At 70.1% G+C, this 15,662-nt stretch carries 18 protein-coding genes; 13 read left to right on the top strand and 5 right to left on the bottom strand.

The window, feature by feature from the left end; genetic code table 11:
• Window positions 1–142 precede the first annotated feature (142 nt).
• The 8 genes from ACTJLF_RS12920 (at window position 143) to ACTJLF_RS12885 (ending at window position 7,116) form a co-directional block, all read left to right on the top strand.
• Window positions 143–829, top strand: a complete 687-nt coding sequence (locus ACTJLF_RS12920) for a hypothetical protein (protein ID WP_440883212.1) — start codon at window positions 143–145, stop codon at window positions 827–829.
• Between the two features lie 43 nt (window positions 830–872).
• Complete coding sequence (locus tag ACTJLF_RS12915; protein WP_132752477.1) at window positions 873–1,280, top strand: 2OG-Fe(II) oxygenase; 408 nt, start codon at window positions 873–875, stop codon at window positions 1,278–1,280.
• Window positions 1,281–1,430: 150 nt separating this feature from the next.
• Window positions 1,431–1,796: a nuclear transport factor 2 family protein gene (locus tag ACTJLF_RS12910; RefSeq protein ID WP_019654166.1), complete on the top strand. Its 366-nt coding sequence runs from the start codon at window positions 1,431–1,433 to the stop codon at window positions 1,794–1,796.
• Window positions 1,797–1,891: 95 nt separating this feature from the next.
• Complete coding sequence (locus ACTJLF_RS12905) at window positions 1,892–2,809, top strand: LysR family transcriptional regulator (protein WP_019654167.1); 918 nt, start codon at window positions 1,892–1,894, stop codon at window positions 2,807–2,809.
• Between the two features lie 143 nt (window positions 2,810–2,952).
• Window positions 2,953–3,636, top strand: a complete 684-nt coding sequence (locus tag ACTJLF_RS12900; RefSeq protein ID WP_440883211.1) for a hypothetical protein — start codon at window positions 2,953–2,955, stop codon at window positions 3,634–3,636.
• 37 nt (window positions 3,637–3,673) lie between these two features.
• Window positions 3,674–5,017, top strand: a complete 1,344-nt coding sequence (locus ACTJLF_RS12895; RefSeq protein WP_132797102.1) for an MFS transporter — start codon at window positions 3,674–3,676, stop codon at window positions 5,015–5,017.
• Between the two features lie 21 nt (window positions 5,018–5,038).
• A complete protein-coding gene (locus tag ACTJLF_RS12890) occupies window positions 5,039–5,758 on the top strand; it encodes a DUF2848 domain-containing protein (RefSeq protein ID WP_244164307.1) in 720 nt (239 codons plus the stop codon).
• A complete protein-coding gene (locus ACTJLF_RS12885; protein WP_440883210.1) occupies window positions 5,758–7,116 on the top strand; it encodes an amidase in 1,359 nt (452 codons plus the stop codon). Before ACTJLF_RS12890 ends, ACTJLF_RS12885 begins: the two co-directional genes overlap by 1 nt.
• Before the next feature lie 80 nt (window positions 7,117–7,196).
• Here the strand turns inward: ACTJLF_RS12885 and ACTJLF_RS12880 are convergent, their stop codons facing one another.
• The 3 genes from ACTJLF_RS12880 to ACTJLF_RS12870 are packed head-to-tail and all read right to left on the bottom strand — an operon-like array spanning window position 7,197 to window position 9,444.
• Entirely contained in the window at window positions 7,197–7,973 is a 777-nt protein-coding gene (locus tag ACTJLF_RS12880; protein WP_132752472.1) for an alpha/beta fold hydrolase, read from the bottom strand.
• The gene (locus ACTJLF_RS12875) at window positions 7,957–9,123 is read right to left on the bottom strand and encodes a DUF3182 family protein (RefSeq protein WP_440883209.1); all 1,167 of its coding nucleotides are present in this window, start codon (window positions 9,121–9,123) and stop codon (window positions 7,957–7,959) included. Before ACTJLF_RS12875 ends, ACTJLF_RS12880 begins: the two co-directional genes overlap by 17 nt.
• 24 nt (window positions 9,124–9,147) lie before the next feature.
• Window positions 9,148–9,444, bottom strand: a complete 297-nt coding sequence (locus ACTJLF_RS12870) for a hypothetical protein (RefSeq protein ID WP_440883208.1) — start codon at window positions 9,442–9,444, stop codon at window positions 9,148–9,150.
• Between the two features lie 221 nt (window positions 9,445–9,665).
• Here ACTJLF_RS12870 and ACTJLF_RS12865 point away from each other — a divergent pair, with 221 nt between their 5' ends.
• The 4 genes from ACTJLF_RS12865 to ACTJLF_RS12850 all read left to right on the top strand — a co-directional run bounded on the left by ACTJLF_RS12865 (window position 9,666) and on the right by ACTJLF_RS12850 (window position 11,686).
• Entirely contained in the window at window positions 9,666–10,178 is a 513-nt protein-coding gene (locus ACTJLF_RS12865) for an N-acetyltransferase family protein (RefSeq protein ID WP_440883207.1), read from the top strand.
• Window positions 10,179–10,216: 38 nt separating this feature from the next.
• Window positions 10,217–10,498, top strand: coding sequence for a DUF2277 domain-containing protein (locus ACTJLF_RS12860; RefSeq protein ID WP_440883206.1), 282 nt, complete (start codon window positions 10,217–10,219; stop codon window positions 10,496–10,498).
• Between the two features lie 110 nt (window positions 10,499–10,608).
• Window positions 10,609–11,010, top strand: coding sequence for a GFA family protein (locus tag ACTJLF_RS12855; RefSeq protein WP_019654177.1), 402 nt, complete (start codon window positions 10,609–10,611; stop codon window positions 11,008–11,010).
• Between the two features lie 49 nt (window positions 11,011–11,059).
• A complete protein-coding gene (locus ACTJLF_RS12850) occupies window positions 11,060–11,686 on the top strand; it encodes a LysE family translocator (RefSeq protein ID WP_019654178.1) in 627 nt (208 codons plus the stop codon).
• 74 nt (window positions 11,687–11,760) lie between these two features.
• On the opposite strand, the gene ACTJLF_RS12845 is transcribed toward ACTJLF_RS12850, so the two are convergent.
• Entirely contained in the window at window positions 11,761–11,967 is a 207-nt protein-coding gene (locus tag ACTJLF_RS12845) for a hypothetical protein (protein ID WP_019654179.1), read from the bottom strand.
• 289 nt (window positions 11,968–12,256) lie between these two features.
• Here ACTJLF_RS12845 and pbpC point away from each other — a divergent pair, with 289 nt between their 5' ends.
• On the top strand, window positions 12,257–14,533 hold the full coding sequence (gene pbpC / locus ACTJLF_RS12840) for a penicillin-binding protein 1C (protein ID WP_440883205.1): 2,277 nt from the start codon (window positions 12,257–12,259) through the stop codon (window positions 14,531–14,533).
• A gap of 1 nt (window position 14,534) precedes the next feature.
• Here the strand turns inward: pbpC and ACTJLF_RS12835 are convergent, their stop codons facing one another.
• A complete protein-coding gene (locus ACTJLF_RS12835) occupies window positions 14,535–15,428 on the bottom strand; it encodes a LysR family transcriptional regulator (protein WP_132752467.1) in 894 nt (297 codons plus the stop codon).
• Window positions 15,429–15,662 lie beyond the last annotated feature (234 nt).

The following is a 15,662-nucleotide window of genomic DNA, read 5'->3' as shown; positions in this document are numbered from 1 at the left end:
GCCCGGCCCCGTCGCATCCAGGCCTTTCCCGGCTGCGGCGAGTGCCTGACAGGGGGAACGGCGAAGGAGCATCGACCGGTCATCGCTCCTTCACCGGCCGCCCTCACCATCGCGGCGAACCCACAACCTGGAGGACAACACCATGGGCCTGGCTGTCTGCGTCGGCATGCTCGCCGAACTGCTCGAGGACGATCCCGAAAGCGCCGAGGGCTTCGAGGAAGAACTGGCCGAAGTCAACCGCGTGCTCGCCGCCGCGGGGCTTCCCCCGCACACCGAGCCGCGCGGTCCGCTCGAACTCGACTCGCGCGCCTCGATCGACGGCTTTCCGTACTCCTTCATCCATTACCTGCGCCGCGCCTATGCGCACCGCGTGCTGTCGCCCGACTGGATGGCCACGCCGCTGGCGGACGATGTCGACCCCACGGCCGACCCGAAGATCCAGGCGCTGCTCGACGGCTGCGAGAGCCACCTGCTGTGCCACTCCGACGCCGAGGGCTTCTACGTTCCCGTCGACTTCGACGAGGTGCTGTTCGACGGGGACGGCGGCGACGAGGAAGAAGCCGAAGGCGACGCGGACATCGAGGAACCGGCCGGCCTTCCCGGCGGCATGCTGGGCTCCTCCCAGCGGCTGCTCGAGGAGCTGGTGTTCGTCGCTCCCGCGCTGGGCATCCGCCTCGACGACGGCAGGCTCTCCGACGAGGAAGCCGAACGCATCGATGCGCTCATCGACGAGGACGACGGCCTGTATCGCGAATACGTCTCCTGGCTGCTGCTGTACGAATCGGCTCGCCTGAGCATCGAGCACAGGACCGCGATCGTCTTCTGCTGAATCGGCTCAAAATGCGCGGCCTGGAGGCTCCCATACATCCCGCATGAGTTTTGCCACCGAACTGCGCAACTATTTCTCCCTGGCCTTCCGCTGGCAGCGCGGCCGCCAGGGCACGGGCTACGACAAGATGCTGCTGCTCACGGCGCGCTGGCCGCTGCCGTTCGACAGCTACCTCATCCGCTACCCCGAAGGCTCGGAGATCCCGCCGCACACCGACCCGGTTCAGGCCGGACGGCACTACCGGCTGAACATCGTGCTGAAGTCGCCGCGCTCGGGCGGCGAGTTCGTCTGCGCCACGCCGATCTTCGCGACGCGGCGCATCAAGCTGTTCCGTCCCGATGCCTGCGAGCACAGCGTGACACGGGTGGTGGGCGGCAGCCGCTATGTGTTCTCGCTCGGCTGGGTGCTTCGGCCGCGCAGGTCCGACGCCGGAGAAATGCCGCCGCGATGAAGCAGCTGTTGCTCGAGATCCGAACCTACCGGCTCCAGCCCTGCAGCCTCGACGCCTTCCGCCAGGCCTAAACTGCGCCCCGGTCTTCGTTCGCTCGTTCATTCGTTCATTCGCTCGCTCGTTCCCTCCCAACGTTCACAGGAGAAACTCATGAACACCAAGGAAATCGCCGACAGGCTCGTGGCGCTTTGCAAGGACGGAAATTTCGAAGGCGCCCAGGTGCTCTATGCACCCGAGGCAGTGAGCGTCGAGGCCAGCGCCCCGCCCGGCCAGGCGCGCGAGGCGGTCGGTCTCGCGGCCATCAGGGCCAAGGGCGAGTGGTGGACCGCCAACCATGAAGTGCATTCGATGCAGGTCGCCGGTCCGTGGCCGCACGACGACCGCTTCATCGTCGGCTTCCGCTTCGACGTGACGATGAAGGCCAACGGCCACCGCTTCACCATGGAGGAAATGGCGCTCTACACCGTCAAGGACGGAAAGATCGTGCGCGAAGAGTTCTTCTACGACGCAGGCTAGCGAAGGGCTGCAGCGCGCCGACACCGGTACGGGTCCGGCAGGCAGCAGGTTCTCGTGCAGGCGCGATGCGGGCAGAATGGTCCGCAGGTGCCCTCATGAACACAAGATTTGTAGAAGCCTTCCTCTGGGCCGCGCGGCTGGGCAGCTTCCGCGCCGCGAGCGACCGGCTCCACATCACGCAGGCGGCGGTGTCCAACCGCGTCGCCTCCCTCGAAGAAGACATCGGCGCGCGCCTGTTCGAGCGCGACGCGCGCGAGCTGCGGCTCACGCCCGTCGGCGTGCGGCTGATGGACTACGGCGAGCGGCTGCTGGAGCTGCGCCGCGAGATCGTCTCGCTCGGCCGCCCGCGCGGCGACATCCTCGGGCTGGTGCGCATCGGCGCCATCGAGACCGTGGTCCACACCTGGCTGCTGGGCTTTCTCACCAACCTGCGCTCCACCTATCCGGGCATCGAGGTGCAGCTGACCTCCGAGACCACGCTGGCGCTGCACCGCGGACTGCGCGAGGGCGCGCTCGACATCGCGCTGCAGACCGACCACATCGCCGGCGCGGGCATCGTGAGCACGCCCTGCCTGCCGATGCCCATGGGCTGGGTCGGGCCGCCCGGCGCCGAGGGCACGCAGACCGTCGAGCAGCTGCTGCGCCAGCCCGTGCTCACGATGAGCCCCGGCTCGCAGCCGCACGAGGCGCTGAAGAACCTGTTCCGCGCAGCGGGCATTCCGCTGGGCAAGGTGCACTGCGTGAGTTCGATCTCGGCGCTCGCGCGGCTGGTGAAGGCCGGCTTCGGCAACGCGCTGGTGCCGCTGCCGCCCTGCTACGAATACGTGGCCACCGGCGACGTGAAGATCATCGAGTGCGATGCGCTCATCTCGCCCCAGCGCATCGTGGTGAGCCACCTCGAAGCCGCCGACTCCGACGCCATCCGGCTCGTGGCCGAACTTGCCTGCCGGGCCTCCGACCAGTTCACGACCTCGGCCGTCGCACCAACATGGAGCGCGTCCACAGAGGGTTAACCCTCGGAATGGCGCATCCGGCCCCGAAAAGGGGCCAGTAATTCTTGTGGCTGTCGCCCAGAAAAACTCGTTTGTGACAGTCCGCCCCTGCGACGGAAGATCGCGCCTTCATTTTTTCGAAGGCCCGACTCTCTTCTGCCGCCATGAACACCACTGACTCCTCTTCTTCCGCTGCAGCGACGGCAAACGGCATGCTGTTCGTCGCATCCGACGTGGAGCCGGCCGACGAAGCCGACTTCAACCGCTGGTACGACCAGGAGCACGTGGAAGAGCGCGTGCGCATTCCCGGCTTCCTCTCGGGTGCGCGCTACTTCTCGCTCGAGGGCGGGCGCAAGTACCTGGGCCTCTACCGCACCGAATCGCTCGCGGTGTTCGGCTCGCCCGGCTACCGCGCGGCGTTCGAGAAGCAGACGCCATGGTCGCTCGCCAACCTCGACCGCATGCGCCAGCCGGTGCGCCGGGTGTGCGCCGTGCGCGCCGTGACCGGCTTCGGCAGCGGCAGCCACGTGGTCGTGCTGCCGCTGGCCGCAGCCGCCGATGCCGAGGCGCTGGTGCAAGGCGCCGAACGCATCGGCCAACAGCTCAAGAAGGAGCAGGCAGGCTTCGTGCAGTCGTACCTGCTCATGCCCGACGCCGCGCTCAGCACGCCGCTGCCGCGCGAATCCACCGAAGGCCGCGTGCTGCAGCCGATGCTGGTGATCGAGACCAGCAGCGCCGACGCGGCACGCGCCGCGCGCGCCGCGGCCGCCTCCGCCCTCGACGCCGATCCCGCCACCGGCTGGCTGCTCTCGCTCGGCTGGAAGCTGGGCGCGGGCGAGCTGGCCTGAACCGACTTCCATGTCTTCACCGAACGAAGGTACTTCCATGACCGAACATGTTCTCCCCACCGCAGGCACGGCAAGCGCCGCGGCCAGGACGGGCGCCCAGCCCGCCCCCGAGTCCGCCAGGATGGGCCGGCTGGCCATGGCCAGCTCCATCGGCACCACGCTGGAGTGGTACGACTTCACCGTCTACAACATCATGGCCGCGCTGGTCTTCAACGCGGTGTTCTTCCCCTCGTTCGACCCGCTCACGGGCACCATCCTCGCGTTCTCGACCTACGCGGTCGGCTACATCTCGCGTCCGCTGGGCGGCGTGGTGTTCGGCCACCTCGGTGACCGGCTGGGCCGGCGCTTCGTGCTGGTGGCCACGCTGGTCATCATGGGCGTATCGACCGGCCTGATGGGCCTGCTGCCGACCTACGCGAGCTGGGGCATCTGGGCGCCCGTCGCGCTGGTGGCGCTGCGCTTCGTACAGGGCGTGGCCCTCGGCGGCGAATGGGCCGGCGCGGTGCTGCTGTCGATGGAACACGGCAAGCCCGACGAGCGCGGCCGCAACGCCTCGTTCACGCAGGTGGGCCCCTCGTGCGGCACGCTGATCGGCACCGGCTTCATCGCCGCGGTGTCGGCATGGCTGAGCCCGGCAGACTTCCAGAGTTGGGGCTGGCGCATTCCCTTCATCTCCAGCGTCGCGCTGGTCCTGTTCGGCCTGTGGCTGCGCCGCGGCGTGGACGAGACGCCCGTCTTCCGCGAGATGGAAGAGAAGAAGGCCACCGCCAAGACGCCCATCAAGGAAGTGCTCACCCAGCACTGGCGCCGCCTGCTGGTGGCCGGCGGCTCGCGCATCGGCTCCGACGTGCTGTATGCGCTGGTGGTGGTGTTCACGCTGACCTACGTGACGACGGTGCTGCACCTGTCGCGGCCGCTGGCGCTCACCGCCACGATGATCGGCGCGGCCTGCAACGCGATCGCGGTGCCGTGGTTCGGCAGCCTGTCCGACCGCATCGGCCGCAGGCCGGTGTACATCGCCGGCGCGCTGCTGGGCATGGTGTGGGCCTTCGTGTTCTTCGTGCTGATGGACAGCGCACACCCGGTCGCGATCTGCGCGGCCGTGGTGGTGGGCCTGCTGATTCACGCGATGATGTACGGCCCGCAGGCCGCCTTCGTCACCGAGCAGTTCCCCGGCCGCGTGCGTTACGCCGGCGCCTCGCTGGCCTACACGCTGGCGGGCATCGTGGGCGGCGGCTTCGCGCCGCTGATCATCGCGAGCCTGTTCAAGTCCTGGGGCAGCACGATGGCCGTGTCGTTCTACGTGGTGGCCGCGCTGGGCGTGACGCTGATCGCCCTGGTGGTGGCGCGTGAGACCGCCAAGCGCCCGCTGGAGAGCTGATCGATGGCGAGCACGAACAACATGAATTCACTGTTGCGCTTCGCCTGCGAGAGCATCGCCGACGACGGCACGCGCTGCGCGGCCATCCACCTCGTCGCGCCCCGCGCGCTGGTGGTGGCCGGCTGGACCGGCCGCGACATCGCCGCCATCGAGCACCACATCGAGGAGCTCGCAGCGCTCGGCGTGCCGCGCCCTTCGAGCGTGCCGCTGTACTACCGCGTGGCGGCCCAGCTGCTGACGCAATCGCCCGCCATCGAGGCGCTGGGCGACCAGAGCTCCGGCGAGGCCGAGCCGGTGCTGTTCTTCTCGCAGGGCGAGTGGTGGCTGAGCGTCGCCTCGGACCACACCGACCGCCACGTCGAGAGCTACTCGGTGGCGGTGTCAAAGCAGATGTGCGCCAAGCCCGTGGCCGAGGCCGCCTGGCGCTGGCGCGACGTGCAGGCGCACCAGGACACGCTGGAGCTGCGCTCGCGCATCCTGGAGGACGGCCGCTGGATCGACTACCAGCGCGGCACGCTCGCCTCGATCCGGCCGCTGGCCGGCCTGCGCGACGGCATGCCGGGCGCAGGCTCCGCGCCCGAAGGCCTCTTCATGACCTGCGGCACGCTGGGCGCGCTGCCCAACGCCAGGGGCGAAGGCATCCGGCCCGCCGCGCAGATGGAAATCGAACTGCACGACCCGAAGCTTCGGCGCCGCATCGTGCATCGCTATGCGGTGGAAGCACTGCCGGTGGTGGCGTGATGACGACGAAGAACGGCTTCACCATTTCGGCCCTGCGCGAACGCATCGCGCGTGGAGAGCTGTCGCACGAGGCGCTGGTCGAGCAGGTGCTCGACGCCGCGGCGCAGCCCGCCGCGGCGCATGTCTTCACGCGGCTCTACGCCGACGGCGCCCGCGCCGCCGCACGCCATGCCGATGCGGCGCGCAAGGCCGGCATCGAACTCGGCCCGCTCGCCGGTCTGCCCGTCTCGGTCAAGGATCTCTACGACGTGGCCGGCGAGACCACCATGGCCGGCTCCGCGGTCTGCGCGGGCGAGCCGCCGGCCGCGCACGACGCGACTGCCGTGGCGCGGCTGCGCGCGCAGGGCGCGGCCATCGTCGGCAAGACCAACATGACGGAGTTCGCGTTCTCGGGCGTGGGCATCAATCCGCACCACGGCACGCCGCGCAATCCGGCCGACGCGCAGACTGCACGCATTCCGGGCGGCTCGTCTTCCGGTGCGGCTGTGTCGGTGGCGCTGGGTCTCGCGGTGGCGGGGCTGGGCTCGGACACGGGCGGCTCGATCCGCATCCCCGCCGCGCTGTGCGGGCTGGTCGGCTTCAAGAGCACGCAGTCGCGCGTGCCGCGCACGGGCGCCTTCGAACTCGCGCGCTCGCTCGACACGGTGTGCGCCATGGCGCGCAGCGTGGAAGACTGCCTCACCGCCGATGCCGCCATCGCCGACGCGCCGCTCGCGGTGCGCCGCCGTCCGCTGCAGGGCATGCGCCTGGCCGTGCCTCGCACGCTGATGTTCGACGACATCGAACCCGCCGTGGCACGCGCCTTCGAAGGTGCGCTGCAGACGCTGTCTGCCGCGGGCGCGCAGATCGTGGACATCACCCTTGCCGAGCTCGCCGAGATCGCCACCGTCAACGCCCCCGGCGGCTTCTCGCCGGTGGAGGCGGCGGCCGTGCACCGCGAGCGCTTCGCGGCCAGGCGCGACGGCTTCGACTCGCGCGTGGCCGCCCGCATCGCACTCGGCACCGAGGTGCGCGCGGCCGACTACATCGCCATGCAGGACCGCCGGCGCGACTGGATCGGCCGCGTCGAGCGCGCCGTCGAAGGCTTCGATGCCCTCCTGTGCCCGACCGTGCCCATCGTCGCTCCGCCGATCGCGGCGCTGGCGGAAGACGCGGCCTTCTTCAAGGCCAACGGCCTGCTGCTGCGCAACACCTTCGCGATCAACCTGCTCGACGGCTGCGCCTTCAGCCTGCCGTGCCACGCGCAGGGCGACCTGCCGGTGGGGCTGATGCTGGCGTCGGTGCGCGGCGACGATGCGCGGCTGGCCGCGGTGGCGCTGGCCGCCGAAGCAGCGCTGCAGCAACGCACGACGGGCTGACGGCCGGTCCGCTCAAGCCGCGCGCAGCATTCGCATGGGGTGTCCTGCCGCGTCCGTTCCCCGCTCGGCGACACCGCCTCTCAGGCGGTCGCGCTGGTCACCGGCTTGGTCATGGTGGCCGTCGCCTGGGCGCCCAGGGTCATCTCCGTGAGCCACGACACCAGCAGCGAACCGTAGGCCTGGCGCCACTCCTGCTTCGAGAGCGCATGGTCCGCGCCGGAGAGCACGCGGTAGGTCACCGACTTCACGCGCTTGAAGGCGCCGAGGTAGTTCTCGACCACCGGGTGCGGCACGATCTGGTCGTGCTCCGACTCCACGATGAGCACGTCGCCCGCGAAGGCCGCGCAGGCCGCGAGCGCGCGGTTGTCCTTGGGGCCGACCAGCGAGCGGCGGTAGGCGACCAGGTCGGAGCGGCTGAGCGCGCCCTTGGGCGTGTCCCACTCGCCGTCGCGGTAGAGCGCGGGCGCTCGCAGCGCCAGCCAGCGCACCGGCCGCATCGCGCTGACCAGCGCCGCCAGGTAGCCGCCGTAGCTGCTGCCGACGATGGCGATCGCCGCCGGATCGACCGTCGGGTGGCTGACCAGCGCGTCGTAGGCCGCGAGCACGTCGCGCAGGTTGTCCTCGCGGGTCACCTCCATGCGCCGCGCGGCATGGCGCGCATGGCCGCGCAGGTCGAAGGTCAGGCACACGCAGCCCAGGGCGGCGAGTTCGTTCGCGCGCTTGGCGTACTGCTCCTGGCTGCCGTCCCAGCCGTGCACCAGCAGCACGCCGGGCACGGTGGTCGAGGCGGCGAACAAGGTGCCTTCGATGTGCTGGCCGTCGACCGGTATGTCGATGGTGCTACGGCGCGTCGGCATGGTGCTCTCCGGGCAGGGTCGTGTACTTGACGAGTGGCCCGACGCGGCTGTCCGTCCCCTGATAGGCCACGATGGCGCCAGCGGGCACGGGCGCGGAAGCGCCATAGACCTCGAAGCACGAAGCGCGCACCTCGTGTCGCCCGGGGTCGGCGCGGAACACCTCGAGCCCCGCGATCTCCGCACCGGTGGCGCCGCCCACGCGCCACGACTGCTCCAGGACGCCCGAGCGCCACTGGCCGCTGCGGTCGGCGCCCTGCGCGACGTCGTAGTTCACGCGCGAGGCGAAGAAGCCGGGGTAGCAGTCGCTCACCGCGCAGTGATAGCGCCGCGCCTGCTCGACCGCCCGGCGAAGCGAGGGCGAGACGATGCCGGCGATCAGCGCGTCGAAGTCGCCGCGCCGCATCACGAGGTCGGAGCCACCATAGACCTCCTCGCCGGCGTTGTCGCTGGTGGTGCGCTGCACGCCGTAGTAGCTCACGACCATGCCCGCCACCAGCACCTGGCCGACGCTCCAGGTGATGGGATCCTGCAGGTTCGCCTCGAGTACGAGGCCGTGCCGCCCGATGTCGGCCTGGTCCATCGCGCCGATGCAGCTGTCGAGCGCCTGCGCGCTGTCCACGACGATCTGCCCTCGCCCGCCGGTCGCGGTCACCCGCTTCAGGCGCACGGCGCCCGCACCGAGCATCGCGCGTCCGGCCCTCATCGCCTCGTCCGCGCCGAAGCAGGAGAAGCCCGGCAGCGTGGCGCCGCCGACCTCGCCGGCGAAGCGGGTCGACCAGCCTTGCGGCCGGGCTGCATCGCCCCCACCGATCAGCGGATGGCTGATGACCTTTGTGGCGACGAAGGCATACGGCACCACGCCGCCGAAGAGGTCGTCCACGCCGAGGATGCCCAGGGCGCGCACGCGGGCCGGGTCGGAAAGCGTGTCGCTGGGCACGAAGTAGTGCCGTGAGCCGGGCGGCGCGGCGGCGGCGTACTCGCCCTCGAAGGCGCAGCCGATCAGCGCCGCCAGCCGCTGCCCGTAGTGCGCGCGGGTGGCGTGCTCATGCTCGCTGCAGTAGCCGCGCGAATCCACGTCGAGGGTGACGACGCCGCAGGGGCCGGCGGCCGCATCGGCCAGCCGGGGCTCGGCCAGAGAAAGCGCTTCCACGGCGATGGCTCGTTCCGCCGGGCCTCAGCCCTTGCCGGCCTGCTTCTCTTCGGCGTCCTTCTTCTGCTCGGAGGAAGGCAGCTTCACCTTGGTCACGGTGACGGATACCGGGTCGCTGGCGGGAAAGGATTCCTCCACGCCGCTGTCCAGCGCCTCCTCGCTCGAAGGCTGCGGCACCGGCTTGGCGGATTCGGCCCGCCCCTGCTCGGGATTGCCGGAGGTGGGAAAGGGAAACTTCCCCGGCGATTCCGGGGCTTCCGCCGTCGGGGGCTTCCTGTCTTCTCTGTCTTGGGGCTGCCCTTGCTGATGTTTCGTGGTCATGATGGTATGAACCTCCAGGCTGTTCACTACGCATGTTGGGCGGGCGCGCGCCGCGCTCGGTGGGAAGGCGCTGCCCTTGCGTGTGGGACCTGTCCGGCGAGGCGGGGCCGTGCATCGGCTATCGTGCAACGCCCTGCCATTCGCGCAGCCATCGCCGGCCGGCCCCGACGGCCCCGCAGGCCCGTTGCAGCGCATGGCGCAACAGCCAAGGAGTCCGAGGAATGAACTGCACCGTCGAGCCGACGGCCGAGCCCCACTTCGAAAGCCTGCACCGGGCGCTGGACGTCGTCGCGCGTGAGAAGAAATACCTCGCGCTGACGCAGGCGCCGCCGCTGGCGAAGTCGATCGACTTCTATCGCGGCGTGATCTCGAGCGATTTCCCGCACTTCGTGGCGCTCGGCGGCGACCGCGTGGTCGGCTGGTGCGACGTGTCGCCGGTGTTCGGGCATTCGCGCCAGCACGTCGGCGTCCTGGGCATCGCGCTGGTGCCCGAGGCACGCGGGCTCGGGCTGGGCACGCGGCTGCTGCAGGCGGCCATCGGCAAGTCGTGGGAGCGCGGGCTGACGCGCATCGAGCTTTCGGTGCGCACCGACAACGCCCCAGCCAGGATGCTCTACGAGCGCCTGGGCTTCGAGCACGAAGGCCTCCTGCGCCACGCGATGCGCATCGACGGCGCCTACCTCGACTGCCACGCGATGGCGCTGCTTCGACAGCCCGAACAGGCCCTAGACTGAACTGAACGGCGTCGACCGTCGCCGAATGGAGTGCTTCCATGTGCCGCAGCATCAAGACCCTCTACAACTTCGAGCCGCCCGCCACCGAGCAGGAGATCCGCGCCGCCGCGCTGCAGTTCGTGCGCAAGCTCAGCGGCTTCAACGTGCCCTCCAGGGCCAACGAGGAGACGTTCAACCGGGCCGTCGACGAGGTGGCCGCCACCGCGGCGCGGCTGATCGATTCGCTGGTCACCACGGCCGAGCCGCGCGACCGTGCGGTGGAAGCCGAGCGCGCCCGCACCCGCTCGGCGCTGCGCTTCGGCAGCGGCCCTTCCGCCTGAGCGCGCCCGGCGCCGCGCGCACGGCGGGCCATGCGCATGCCCACAGCGCAGCGCCGTTGCGCGGCCTTTGATATGGTGCTTTCCAGCACCATCATGCGAAGCCCGAGCACATGAAAAAGACCTACACAGGAGGCTGCCACTGCGGCGCCGTGAGATTCGAGGCCGACATCGACCTCAGCCTGGGCACGCTGCGATGCAATTGCTCCATCTGCACCCAGACCCGCTTCTGGCCCGCCATCGTCGCGACCGACGCCTTCCGGCTGATCGAAGGAGAGTCGGAACTCAGCGAGCAGATGCTCGACACCCGCAACAGCCACTACATCGTCTGCAGGCACTGCGGCGTGCGCGCCTTCGGCGTGGGCCATTCGCCCCAGACCGGCGAGAGCGCCTACGGCGTGAACGTGACCTGCCTGGACGACGTGGACCTCGACGACCTTGCGAGCTCGCCGATCAGCTACGTGGACGGCCACCGCGGCACCTGGCACGTCGCACGCACGGCCATCGGCATCTGACGACGACAAGGTCCATTCCCACGACAACCACACTCCGGAGAAAAAGCCCATGCCCATCGAACTCTGGCTCGCCTTCGTCGCGGCCTCCGCCCTGATGCTCGTCATTCCCGGGCCGACCATCCTCACGGTGATCAGCTATTCGATGTCTCACGGCCGCCGCGCCAAGCTGCCGCTGGTGGCGGCCGTGGCGCTCGGCGACTCCACCGCGCTGGTGGTGTCGCTGCTGGGGCTGGGCGCGCTGCTCGCGGCTTCCGCTTTCTGGTTCACGGTGGTGAAGTGGGCCGGCGGGCTGTACCTGCTGTACCTCGGCGTCAGGCTGCTGCGCGCAGGCATCTCGTCCACCGAGATCGCCACGCCTGCGGCGCCCGCGTCGCGGCTGCGCCTGTTCGCCAACACCTACCTGGTGACTGCGCTCAACCCCAAGGGCATCGTGTTCTTCGTGGCCTTCCTGCCGCAGTTCATCAGCCCGGCCGCCGACGTGACGCGCCAGCTGTGGGTGCTGGCCGTCACCTTCGTGGTGCTGGCCGCGACCAACGCCACGCTCTACGCGGTGTTCGCGGGATCGGCGCGCAGGCTGCTGTCTTCGCCGCGCGCGCAGCGGCGCTTCAACCTGGCAGGAGGCTCGCTGCTGAGCGCCGCAGGCATCTGGGCGTTGATGGCGCGCCGACCGGGCTGAGCGATCGCCTGCTCCAACAAAAGAAAGGCCGCGAAGCGTAGAGCTTCGCGGCCTTTTGTTCGTCACGCCACGGATCAGTTGCGATACGGATTGTTGGGGTTGCGGTCGTAGCGGTTCGGAACGCCATCGCCGTCGCGGTCACGGTCGTAGCGGTTGGGCACGCCGTCGCGGTCGCGGTCGCCGTAGTGAGGGCGCGGCGGCGGCGGACGGTCGTAGGGTGCGACCACGCAGCCTGCGAGGATGGCCGATGCGGCCAGCAGGATCGCCAATGTCTTCGTCATGCGAGTTCTCCTTGGAATGTTTGTGGAACCGGGCTTCGCCTCCTGCGAGCCGGTAGTGCATTGAAGACCACGCCGGTACGCGCCGGGTTTCCGCTTTGAAGCCCTCGCGTGAAGTTCGTTACCGGATGTGGAGCCCGATCTGCAATCTGCCTCGCAGCCCGGGCGCTGAAAGGCGGCGCGCAGCCCGTCGCACGGTAGGCGCGGTTCCCGTGGCCCGCACCGAGAGAGAATGGCGGCGCCCATGCCTTTGCGCCAAGTCCTGCCTTTGGATACCGGTTCCTTTCCTCCGATGAAGCCAGCCCCCTTCGCTCTTTCCCGCAAGTCCCTCGCAGCCCTGCTGATCGCCGCAGCATGGGCCCACACGGCCGGGGCGGTGGTGAGCTTCGAGGAGGTGAAGCGCGATTTCCGCTCGTCAGACACCGCCGTGCTCGACCGCAACGGAGAACTGCTGCAGCGCGTGCGCACCGACCCCACCGTGCGCCGCGGCCAGTGGACCGCGCTGGCCGACGTGTCGCCCGCGCTGCGCACGGCCATGGTGCTCAGCGAGGACAAGCGCTTCTACGAACACAGCGGCATCGACTGGCGCGCGGTCTCGGCCGCTGCCTGGGGCAACCTCTGGAACACGCGCACCCGCGGCGCCTCGACCATCACGATGCAGCTGTCGGGCCTGCTCGACGACGACCTGCGCCGCAACTCGGGCGGACGCAGCTTCACCCAGAAGATCGGGCAGACGGTGGCGGCCGCGCAGCTGGAGCGCAACTGGCGCAAGGACCAGATCCTGGAGGCGTACCTCAACACCGTGCCGTTCCGCGGCGAGATCGTGGGCATCGACGCGCTCTCGCGCACGCTCTTCGGCAAGGCGCCCAGCGGCCTCGACGCACGCGAGGCCAGCGTGGCGGCGGCGCTGGTGCGCGCCCCCAACGCCAAGCCCGCCGCGGTGGCGCAGCGCGCCTGCGAGGTGCTGCGCACCATGGAGCCGCAGCAGAAGACCGACTGCGAGGCGCTCGACATGTTCACCAGCGCCGCGGTTCAGCGGCGCGCCTTCGAGCCCAACGAAGGAATCGCGCCGCATGCCGCGCGGCGGGTGCTGCGCGAGATTCGCGACGCGAACGCGGCGGCCGCGCCCGCTGCCGCCAGCGCAGCGCCCGCGCCGAAGGGCAAGGAGAAGGACAAGGAGACCGGCGTGCGCACCACCCTGCGCGCGCCGCTGCAGCGCTTCGCGCTCGACACGCTGCAGCGCCACCTGCGCGAGCTGCGCGACCGGCACGTGGAAGACGGCGCCCTCGTCGTGCTCGACAACGCGACCGGCGAGGTGCTCGCCTGGGTCGGCTCCTCCGGTCCGCTGAGCCAGGCCGCAGAGGTCGACGGCGTCACCGCGCTGCGCCAGCCCGGCTCCACGCTCAAGCCGCTGCTCTACGCCCAGGCGATCGCCGAGAAGCGCATCACGGCGGCCTCGCTGATCGAGGACTCTTCGGCGCAGATCAGCACCGCCAGCGGCCTGTACATCCCGCAGAACTACGACCGCCGCTTCAAGGGCCCTGTGTCGGCGCGCACCGCGCTGGCCGCATCGCTCAACGTGCCCGCCGTGCGCACGCTGGTGATGGTGTCGCCCGAGGCCTTCGCGCGCGAGCTGCGCGCTGCCGGCCTGCGGCTGCGCGAGAGCGGCGACTACTACGGCTACAGCCTCGCGCTCGGCAGCGCCGAGGTGTCGCTGCTGTCGCTCACCAATGCCTACCGCATGCTGGCCAACGGCGGGCGCTACGCGACGACGACGCTGACGCCGAAGCCCGCGGAGAAGCCCAAGGCCGCTTCCGCCGCGCCCGCGCCGCTGATCGATCCGCGCGCGGCCTTCATCGTGGGCGACATCCTCTCCGACCCCAATGCGCGCACGCGCACCTTCGGCCTCGACAGCATTCTTTCCACCCGCTTCTGGACGGCCGTGAAGACCGGCACCAGCAAGGACATGCGCGACAACTGGGCCGTGGGCTGGTCGCAGCGCTACACCGTGGGCGTGTGGGTGGGCAACGCCAGCGGCGAGTCGATGTGGGACGTGAGCGGCACCAGCGGCGCCGCGCCGGTGTGGGCCGAGGTGATGCGCTTCCTGCACGCGCGCGAGCCCAGCCGCGCGCCATCACCGCCGGCAGGGCTGGTCGAGATGCAGGTGAGCTTCGGCCCTGGCGGCGACGGCAATGCGCTGGAGGCATCGCGCAGCGAGTGGTTCCTGCAGGGCACGGAGCAGCCGCTCTTCGCGCTCGACACCGGCATGGCGACCGATGCTTCCGGCTCCGCGCGCATCACTGCGCCGGCCGACGGCACCATCATCGCGCTGGACCCCGACATCCCGCCGCAGCGCCAGCGCGTGCGCTTCGATTCGGAAGGCCGCGGCGTTCAGTGGCGCGTCGACGGCAAGCCGCTGGCGCGCGGCAACACCGTGCAGTGGTTCCCATGGCCGGGCCGCCACGTGATCGAGCTGGTGGACGCAGGCGGCAAGGTGGCCGACCAGCGCAGGATCGAGGTGCGCGGCGCGGGCGTGGTGGCGAAGAACAACGGCGGCGCGCGGCGCTGATTCAGGCCGCGCGGAACACGTCGAGGAAGTAGTCGACGAAGGTCCGGATCTTCGGCGTGTTGCGGCGCGCGGGCAGGTAGCTCAGATAAATGTCGTGCGGCTTCAGCGCGAGCGAGGGCAGCACCTGCACCAGGGCGGCGCCGTCGACCTGCGGGCGCGCGAGCGACTGCGGCAGCAGCGCGATGCCGCGGCCCGAGAGCGCGAGGCGCAGGACCATTTCGGGGTCGTCCGACTGGAACACGCTTTCCACCCGCACGCGGTGCGTCTTCTCGGCGGTCGCGAGGCCGATCTCGCGCTTGCGGCCGTCGGCGTCGGTGGTCAGGAACCGGTGGGCCGCGAGGTCGTGCAGGTCCGCGACCGGGGCATGGCGCGCGAGATACGACGGCGCGGCGCACAGCATCAGCGGCTCCAGCGCCAGGGAGCGCAGCACCAGCGCGTCGCCGTCGTCGCGTCCGCAGCGGATGGCCACGTCGGCCGTGTAGCGCTGCAGGTCGGCACGGTTCGTCCCGGTCTCGATCGCGACCTCCAGGCGCGGGTAGGCGGTCATGAAGGCGGGCAGGTGCTTCATCAGCAGTTCGCGGCCGTAGTAGTGCGGCACGGCCACGCGAAGCCGCCCGGAGACCGCGCCACCGTCGGACGACAGGTTCAGCATGACGTCGTCGAGGATCGTCAGCGCGTGCTGGGCCGCCGCCAGGAACTCCCGCCCTTCCTCGGTCAGCGCGAAGCGGGTGGCGCCGCGATGCAGCAGCAGGTGCCCCACGGTGGCCTCCAGCCGCTGGAGCTGGCGCGACGCCGAAGCCTTGGGCACCTTGAGCACTTCGGCTGCGGGGGTCAGCCCCCCGAGCTGCGCGGCCTTGGCGAACAGCCGCACGTCCGACAAAGAGAAGTCCTTCATGATGCTTCCATCGCTCGAGGCGGTCCCATTGCTTGTTGCGCTCCCTCAAATCCGTGCCAGCGGCCGGAAGGAGGCCGATTGCTTGGCGGAGGCAACCTGCGGATTCACAAGCTACCTTTAGTTTCATTTTCTGACAGTCAGGTCTGGCGGAGCAACACTTTCGACATCAGTCGCTGAAGGTCGGGAAAAATTCACTTATTGAGGACAAATCCGCGAAAACGGCTTGCGTGGTCC

The organism is Variovorax sp. 22077 (genome assembly GCF_052044195.1).
GTDB lineage: Bacteria > Pseudomonadota > Gammaproteobacteria > Burkholderiales > Burkholderiaceae_C > Variovorax > Variovorax atrisoli.
The sequence above is the reverse complement of the archived record's forward strand: the minus strand, read 5'-3'. Positions and strand labels throughout refer to the sequence as shown.